This is a genomic window from Candidatus Zixiibacteriota bacterium, from assembly GCA_020853795.1.
Lineage (GTDB): Bacteria > Zixibacteria > MSB-5A5 > CAIYYT01 > CAIYYT01 > JADJGC01.
Window position 1 is genome coordinate 1 of sequence record JADYYF010000158.1, and the last position, 8,002, is coordinate 8,002.

General features: G+C 59.1%; 8 protein-coding genes. 6 read left to right on the plus strand and 2 right to left on the minus strand.

Annotated elements, in window-relative coordinates:
* The first annotated feature begins 105 nt into the window (after positions 1-105).
* From IT585_12365 to IT585_12390, 6 genes are all read left to right on the plus strand, one after another.
* A complete protein-coding gene (locus tag IT585_12365) occupies positions 106-249 on the plus strand; it encodes a hypothetical protein (GenBank protein MCC6964040.1) in 144 nt (47 codons plus the stop codon).
* A gap of 15 nt (positions 250-264) precedes the next feature.
* Positions 265-1,293, plus strand: a complete 1,029-nt coding sequence (locus IT585_12370) for an SGNH/GDSL hydrolase family protein (GenBank protein MCC6964041.1) — start codon at positions 265-267, stop codon at positions 1,291-1,293.
* A 105-nt stretch (positions 1,294-1,398) separates the two neighbouring features.
* Positions 1,399-2,493: an efflux RND transporter periplasmic adaptor subunit gene (locus IT585_12375; protein MCC6964042.1), complete on the plus strand. Its 1,095-nt coding sequence runs from the start codon at positions 1,399-1,401 to the stop codon at positions 2,491-2,493.
* A gap of 40 nt (positions 2,494-2,533) precedes the next feature.
* Positions 2,534-3,775, plus strand: a complete 1,242-nt coding sequence (locus IT585_12380) for an ABC transporter permease (GenBank protein MCC6964043.1) — start codon at positions 2,534-2,536, stop codon at positions 3,773-3,775.
* A gap of 1 nt (position 3,776) precedes the next feature.
* On the plus strand, positions 3,777-5,027 hold the full coding sequence (locus IT585_12385) for an ABC transporter permease (GenBank protein MCC6964044.1): 1,251 nt from the start codon (positions 3,777-3,779) through the stop codon (positions 5,025-5,027).
* Positions 5,028-5,043: 16 nt separating this feature from the next.
* Complete coding sequence (locus tag IT585_12390) at positions 5,044-5,751, plus strand: ABC transporter ATP-binding protein (GenBank protein ID MCC6964045.1); 708 nt, start codon at positions 5,044-5,046, stop codon at positions 5,749-5,751.
* 878 nt (positions 5,752-6,629) lie between these two features.
* Here the strand turns inward: IT585_12390 and IT585_12395 are convergent.
* Positions 6,630-7,634 carry a PD40 domain-containing protein gene (locus tag IT585_12395; protein MCC6964046.1) on the minus strand — a complete coding sequence of 335 codons (1,005 nt, stop codon included), beginning with the start codon at positions 7,632-7,634 and terminating at the stop codon, positions 6,630-6,632.
* Positions 7,635-7,819: 185 nt separating this feature from the next.
* Positions 7,820-8,002 (minus strand): TGS domain-containing protein (locus IT585_12400; GenBank protein ID MCC6964047.1); only part of this gene is annotated, 183 nt, incomplete at its 5' end.

Sequence of the window (8,002 nt, forward strand, 5' to 3'; positions counted from 1 at the left end):
CAAATCGAGCGGCAGACATACGGTACATGGTGGAGCGGGATACCGGTAAGCACGAATTTGACCGACACGTTCTCACTCGTCCTTTGCCTGTACTGGATATTGGCGATGGTCGGCCTAAAAGGGTCGGCGTGGTCGGGGGAGAGCGCTAAGGATCTGGTGAATCTGCCGACAGCGCGGGTGATCACGGTCGTCGGGTTGATCCTGATGATCATCTTCTACCTCATCCCGCACGGCAGCGGCCGCATGTAAGGCGCGGAGTCGGGCGTGCCGCGCGTGTTCAAGCATTTCCTTTTCAGTCTAGTTGCAATCCTGCTTTTGCTGGCCGGGGCCGAGGGTGTCCTGAGGTTGGCCAACATCAAAGCACGGGTGGACAATCCGTTTTTCATGCTGGTGCGGGTGTTCGAGTATCCGGACTTCTTCGAGAAGGATCACGATCTGTTCTGGCGGCTGAAGAGGAATATCAGCGACAAAGAAGAATTTTTGGTGCCGGGGTCGTACCGCACGAATGCGCTGGGGTTTCGCGGGGGCGAGTTGGCGGCCGAGACGCCGTCGACCTTCACCGTCGCCTGCTTCGGCAATTCGTGCACGTTCGGCTGGCGGCTGACGGAGGAGCAGACCTATCCGGGTCAACTGCAGACGCGGCTGGCGCCGATTAGCCGGGCGCAATTTCGCGTGGTGAATTGCGGGGTACCGGGGTATTCGTCATTTCAGGGGCTGCGGCTGTTGCGGGAGACGCTGCCGCGACTTAAGCCGAAGGTGGTGACGATTTGTTACGGCTGGAACGACCACTGGGCGGCGGGATTCGACATCGAGGACAAGACGCAGGAGATGGCGCCGCAGTGGATACTTGATGCGCAGAATGTCTTGTCACGCAGCTATGTCTACCGTGCCGTCAAGTATACCCTGCTCTCGCGCAGCGAGAAAGCACGGGAGTATACCTACAACAAGCAATCGCCGAAGTACCGGGTGGGGCTGGAGGACTATCGCGCCAATCTTGAGGCGATGATCCGGCTGTGCCGTGAGCAGGGCGCCACGCCGATCTTGATCACGGCCCCGGTGGGCGATGCCGATCCGGGGCAGGCCAATCCGATGGAGGCCTACCATGAGCGTTACAACGACGTGGTGCGGCAGACCGCGGCAGATCTGGGCGTGGGGTTAGTCGATGCAGCGCGGCTGTTTGCGGAGCATCCGGAGTACTTCGATGATCCGAAAGGGGACTTCATTCACTATAACGAGCGCGGCGCGGCGGCGATCAGCGCCGAGCTGGAGCGGTTGATTCTCTCCCTGCCGTGAGGCGGGCGCCATCCAACATCGCCTGCAACTTCTCCCCGCGACAGTCGTACCCTATTTATTGTAGCTCGGATAAATCGGTTATTTGCCATAAAGAAGGAACCAGCAATGAAGAAAGTCGTGTTCGGAGTTATCGGCGTGGCGGTGATTGCGGCGGTAATTCTGATCTTTTTCAATCGCGGCGATTCGAGCAAGGGGAATCAGCCGCCGGGGACGAAGGTTGAGAAGGGCGAGATCATTGAGAAGGCAATGGCGATCGGGACGATTCAGCCGTACAAAGAGGTTGTCGTCAAGTCGAAGATTTCGGGGATCGTCAAGCGGCTGTATTCCGATGTCGGCGACCTGGTGCGCGAGGGTGACGTCCTGATTGAGATTTCGCCGCAGCCGACGCCGCTGGAATACACGGAGGCGCAGCGCGAGATCGACCGGGCGACGATTCAGTTCGACAACGCCAAGCTGGCGTTTGACCGCTCGACGGAGCTGTTCGACAAGAAATTGATTTCCCAGCAGGAATATGACGATCGCAAGGCGGCGTTTGAGCAGGCGCAATTGCAGTTGAACCTGGCCAACGAGCGCCTGCAATTGCTGGAAAAGGGCGCGATTCGCACGAAGAATGTCAACGTCGAGAGCACGATCCGTTCTCCCATCACGGGTTCGGTGCTTTCGAAAAACGTCAACGAGGGTGATCCGGTGGTGCCATTGACCTCCTATCAGGACGGCACTGCGCTGATCACCCTCGCTGACATGAAAGATTTGATTTTCCGCGGGACGGTAGACGAGATCGACGTCGGCAAGTTGACGGAAGGCATGACGGTGACGCTAAAAGTCGGCGCGCTGCCGAAGGATACAGTCACCGGCGTCTTGCACAAGATTTCGCCGAAGGCGCGCAAGGAGCAGTCGGCGACGGTGTTTGACGTCGAGGTGCGCTTCAACGAAGCGGATATCTCCAAGCTGCGCGCGGGCTATTCGGCCAACGCCGAGATCATCATCAAACAGGCCAAGGATATCCTGGTGATTCCGGAGCGGCTGGTGGATTTCCGCAGTGACAGCGCGTTCGTGCAGATCGTGGATTCTCTCGGCGCCAAGAAAGAGCGGGTGATCACCACCGGCCTATCGGACGGGATCACGATCGAGGTGGTGAGCGGTCTGAGCGAGGGCGATCTGGTCGCGGAGAAGGAGATCGTCAAGAGCGTCATTGACTGACGCGCGGAGTTGACGGACAAGCAACCGGCATTGGATTCGCATGCGCCCGACTTCCTTTAAGCTTTATCTCAAACAGTTCTTGCACGATCTGCGCGCGCAGAGGCTGCGGACATTCCTGACGTTGCTGGGCCTGGCGTGGGGCACGGTCACGGTGATCTGTCTGCTGGCGTTCGGCTACGGGTTGCAGCGCCGGCAGGTGGAGGCAATGAAAGGGCTGGGCGACGACATCGTGATCATGTGGGCGAGCAACACCAGCAAGCCGTACGCGGGTTATCCCAAGGGGCGGTGGTTCGGTTTTGTACCGGCCGACATCGAGATGATGCGCAACAATATTCCCGAGCTGGGCACGGTCTCGGGCGAGTTCATTCGCTGGAACATGTCGATCAAGAACGGGCGCAAGTCGAAGCTGGTGCAGTGCTCGGGGGTGGAGCCGGACTACGCGCAATTGCGCAATGTCATACCGGAGCCGGGCGGGCGGTTTATCAACCGGGTCGATCTGGACGAGAAGCGGCGAGTGATGTTCATCGGCAACGCCCTGCGCGATGAGATTTTCGGGGAAAACGTCGATGCGGTCGGACAGGTGGTGATGGTGGACGGCGTACCGTACACGATCATCGGCGTGATGCAGAAGAAGCGGCAGGACTCGTCATATTCGGGGCGCGACCAGGACAAGGCGATCATCCCGGCGACGACGCTGCAGACGACGTACGGCGACCGCTACCTGGACAACATCGTGTTCAAGGCGGCGAGCCTGGAGGTACATCCGCAGTGCATTGACCGCGTCTATGACGTGTTTGCCAAGCGCTACAAGTTCGATCCGACCGATAAGGAGGCGTTGTCGCTGTGGGATACGGTGGAGGACAATGATTTTCTGATCTTCTTCGTGGCGCTGCGGATGTTTGTCGGTTTTGTCGGCTTCATGACGCTGCTGGTAGGCGGCATCGGGCTGGCCAACATCATGTACGTGGTGGTGGAAGAACGGACGAAGGAAATTGGGATCAAGATGGCGCTCGGCGCGAAGAAGGGTTTCGTGCTGATGGGCTTCATCTTCGAGACGTTCATTCTGACCGCCATCGGCGGGGCGATCGGTTACGGGATCGCGCAGATCATCATCGCGGTCGCGCCGAAGATGGGAATCGAAGAGTACGTGGGGATTCCGTCGTTGTCGCTGCAGGACAAGTTGGCGGTGATCGGGATCCTGGGATTTATCGCGCTGCTGGCGAGTTTCTTCCCGGCGCGGCGCGCGGCCAATATGAACCCAGTGCAGGCGTTGAAGCTGTAAGATGTCGCGATCGTTCTTATTCGTTAAGCTATTCTGGCGCGATTTGCGCGCCAACAAGAAGCGGATGACGCTGACGCTGATTGCCGTGCTGTGGGGAACGCTGTCGATCGTGTTGCTGTTGGCGTTTGCGAACGGGCTGAAGTCGCAGTTGATGAACAACTCGAAGGGGCTCGGCGAGGGGATTATCATCGTCTGGGGCGGGCAGACGACGATTCCGTATGAAGGTCTGGGCAAGGCGCGGCGGATTCGATTTTACCCGGAGGATTTAGAAGAACTCAAGAAGCAGATCCCGGAAATTGAGAAGGTCGGCGCGGATTATTTCGACTGGGGAACCTCGATCAGCTACGGCAAGAATACGGTGTCGGCGCGGACAAATGGTTTGTTTCCGTCGTTCGAGGTGATGCGGGCGCATTATCCGCAGCCGGGGGGACGGTTCATCAATGAGATCGATATGCAGAAGCGCCGGCGGGTGGTATTCCTTGGCGACAAGGTGAAGGAGAATCTGTTCGGTGAGCAAGACGCGGTCGGGAAAATCATCTCGATCAACAATATTCCCTTCACGGTGGTGGGGGTGCAGACCAAGAAGCAGCAGATGGGGTCGTACAGCGGGCCGGACAACAACAAGGTCTCGATTCCGGCGACGACATTTTCGGCGATCTGGGGGCAGTTGCGCTACAGCAATATCGTGGTCAAGCCGCGCGATCCGAAGCAGGCGGAGTTTGTCAAGACGCGGATGTATGAGGTGATCGGCAAGCGGCAGAAGTTTGATCCAAAGGACAAGGCAGCGCTGTCGATCTGGGACGTGATTGAGATGCAGAACGTGATGGAGAAGATGATGCTGGGGCTGGAGATTTTCTTCGGCGTGATGGGATTTTTCTCGTTGTCGATTGCCGGTCTGGGGGTGGCGAACATCATGTACGCCGCAATCAAGGAGCGAACGGTCGAGATCGGCGTGAAGATGGCGTTGGGGGCGAAGCCGCGGCAGATTATGGGGCAGTTTATCCTCGAGGCGCTGTTGATCTGCGGCATCGGCGGATTGCTGGGAATCGTGTTTGCGCAGGGCATTTGCTCGGGGTTTGCGCGGGTGGATCTACAAAATGAAGCGTTGAGTTGGCTGGGCAAGCCGACGATTTCCGTGGCGATCGGGATGGTGACGGTGGCGATTTTGGCGTTCGTCGGACTGACGGCGGGGTTCTTCCCGGCGCGGCGGGCGGCCTCGGTGAATCCGGTCGAATCATTGCGGTACGAATAATGCGAGGTGAGAATAGATGATCAAGATGTCAGGCATCCGCAAGCTTTACAACACCGGCAAGGTCGCGGTCGAGGCGCTGAAAGGGCTCGACCTGGATCTGGCGGCGGGCGAGTTTGTCAGCATCGTGGGGCCGTCGGGATCGGGCAAGTCAACGCTGATGAACATCGTCGGTTGTCTCGATACGCCGACGGCGGGGGAATTTTTCCTGGACGGCGAGCGCATCGACCAGCTCAATCCGAACCAACTGGCGGAGATTCGCAACCGCAAGGTCGGGTTTGTGTTTCAGAATTTCAACCTGCTGCCGTATGCGACGGCGTTCGAGAATGTCGAGTTGCCGATGATTTTTGCGGGGATCAGCGCGCGCCAGCGCCGCGAGCGGGCGACGAAACTTCTGGAGCGAGTCGGGCTGGGGAATCGGCTTGATCACAAACCGACAGAACTGTCGGGCGGCGAGATGCAACGCGTGGCGATTGCACGGTCGCTGGCGAACAATCCGAAGCTGATTCTGGCGGATGAGCCGACGGGTAATCTGGATTCCAAGTCGGGGAGTGAGATCATTAAGATTTTCGAGGAACTGTGGCAGTCGGGCACGACGATCTTAATGATTACGCACGATCCGAATATCGCCAAGCGGACGAAGCGGACGATCTTGATCAAGGACGGAGTGATCGTGTCATCGCTGAACGGTAACGGGAATGGGGCGGCAGCGAGTCAGACATCGTAGCGCGCAATCGAGTTGACGGTGAGTTTAGTCGCCCTCTCCCTGACGGGAGAGGGCGATTGTGTTTGTGGGGTGGGAGAAGCCGGCGCACCGGGAAGCCCTCACCCCTGCCCTTCTCCCGGGAGGCGATGGGAAAGGTCAGCTCGTCGGAGAGCAGTGGTGTCCAAATAGCGCGGAGATTGCTTGGTCGCGATCCAGGGTCGAGAACGTGCTGACGGTAGGGGCGCTCCTCGCAATGACACGCATGGTCGATGGAGGTGTCGGCAGAGAGTGGTCGGATTGGCGAGAGCGGGAGCCAATACAACCCCCTGACCCCCTTTGCTAAGGTTGAATTGGATCGGTGAGAGCGGTGGGTGTGGCGGTCGATGGCGCGCGAGAGAGGACTCGGAGCGACGAGAAGCCCTCACCCCTAACCCCTCTCCCAGAGGGAGAGGGGCGGGTGTCATTCCCGTGGAGGCGGGAATCCAGGTTGACTGTATCTTCTGAGAACAAGTAGAGAAGCGGCAGGCCACAATCCCGCGCGAGGAGTGTAGTTGGGATCGCGACGGCAGTGGTGCGCGGGATCAAGACCTGCCGCAACGACGCGTGATATCCGACCCACCGCAAGCGGTGGGGCGCCGAAGCCTCTTCTGGCAATTTCCCACCGCAATCCCTCGTACCTCGGGAGGCTGCGCAGGAGGTGGGACAGCACGGGGACCGGGTGCGTTCACCTTCAGGAAGGGATTCCTGACGGCGCGTGGACCAGCGTCAGGATCGCAGGGATCCTGACCTACCAACTATCACTTTCCCACCGCAATCCCTCGTTCCTCGGGACGCTGCGCAGGCGGTGGGGCAGCGGAGCCGAGTGAAGTCGGCACTACAGGGGCAACGAGAGCGCGCGGTCAGTCGAGCCAGTCGGCGATGAAGACGTTGGTCTCGCCTTCTTTCCGGTTGTCGCGGTTGGAGCAGAAGACGAATTTCTTGCCGTCGTGCGACCACATCGGGAAGCCGTCGAAAGTCGGATTGAATGTGATCTGCTCGAGACCGGTGCCGTCAAGATTGATCATGAAGATGTCGAATTCGCGGGGATTGCCGCGATGGTTCGAGCAGAACACCAGACGTTTGCCGTCGGGATGCAGATACGGCGCGAAGTTGGCCTTGCCGAGGTGAGTGATCTGGTGCTGGTTTGAGCCGTCGGCATCCATGATCCAGATTTCGAGTTCCGAGGGACGGATCATGTCGTCCTGGAGCAGCGACAGGTAGTCGGCGGAATCTTTGGCGGTTTTGGGGCGCGAGGCACGGTAGATAATCTTGGTGCCATCGTAGGAGAAGAAGGGGCCGCCATCGTAGCCGAGTTCATGCGTGAGCCGGCGGACATCGGAGCCGTCGGGGTTCATGGTATAGATTTCCAGATCGCCGGAGCGCAGCGAGGTGAAGACGATCTTCTTGCCGTCGGGAGAATAGACGGCCTCGGCATCGTAGCGCGGCGAATTAGTGATGTTCTTCAGATCGCGGCCGTCGGGATTGGCGGAGTAGATATCGTAGCCGGGATAGAGCGCCCAAACATAGCCGCGGCTGAAGTCGGGCGGCGGCGGACAGGCGGAGTCGGCGGCATGGGTAGAGGCATAGATGATGCGCCGGCCGTCGGGCTGAATAAACGCGCAAGTGGTACGCCCTTGCCCCGTCGAGACCAGGCGGCGATTGGAGCCGTCGGAGTTCATCAGGTAAATCTGATCGCAGTTGTACGGCGGGATGTTCGACTGGAAGATCAACTGCTTGGCGTCGTAGGAGAAGTAGGCCTCGGCGTTTTCGCCGGTAAAGGTCAACTGTTTGATGTTGTGCAGATGCCGTTCCTGTGCGCGCCAGGCGGTGGAATCGGCGGCGGGTGTCGGCGCAGCCGACTTCATCTCACCGCCGGTAACGAAGGAATGTGCCGCCAGGGCTGCAAGGGCGGGCCAAAGCAGAAATCGGATCTTCATCACACCTCCATGTATAGACCTTCGCAGTCGATGATAGAGGAAATCTCCCGGTCGGTCAAATGCAATCGACACGCGGCACCCGGATTCAGGAGTTTTTGACATTGCGATGACAGTCAGAGGTGGAATTCGACGACATCGCCGTCAGCGAGCTGGAAATCCCTTTGGACACGCTGGCCATCGAACTTCCCTGCCCCCCAGACCTTGGCGAACTGCAATTTCTCGGCGAAATCTTTGTGGATCTTGTAGGCGGCATCTTCCACCGTGGCCGGGGCGGTGAGCACGACCGGATCGGAGCG

Excerpts from the sequence above, each read along its gene's own strand:
- IT585_12365 (MCC6964040.1), top strand. The coding sequence starts at position 106 with ATGGTCGGCCTAAAAGGGTCGGCGTGGTCGGGGGAGAGCGCTAAGGAT.
- IT585_12375 (MCC6964042.1), top strand. The coding sequence starts at position 1,399 with ATGAAGAAAGTCGTGTTCGGAGTTATCGGCGTGGCGGTGATTGCGGCG.
- IT585_12380 (MCC6964043.1), top strand. The coding sequence starts at position 2,534 with ATGCGCCCGACTTCCTTTAAGCTTTATCTCAAACAGTTCTTGCACGAT.
- IT585_12385 (MCC6964044.1), top strand. The coding sequence starts at position 3,777 with ATGTCGCGATCGTTCTTATTCGTTAAGCTATTCTGGCGCGATTTGCGC.
- IT585_12390 (MCC6964045.1), top strand. The coding sequence starts at position 5,044 with ATGATCAAGATGTCAGGCATCCGCAAGCTTTACAACACCGGCAAGGTC.
- IT585_12395 (MCC6964046.1), bottom strand. The coding sequence starts at position 7,634 with ATGAAGTCGGCTGCGCCGACACCCGCCGCCGATTCCACCGCCTGGCGC.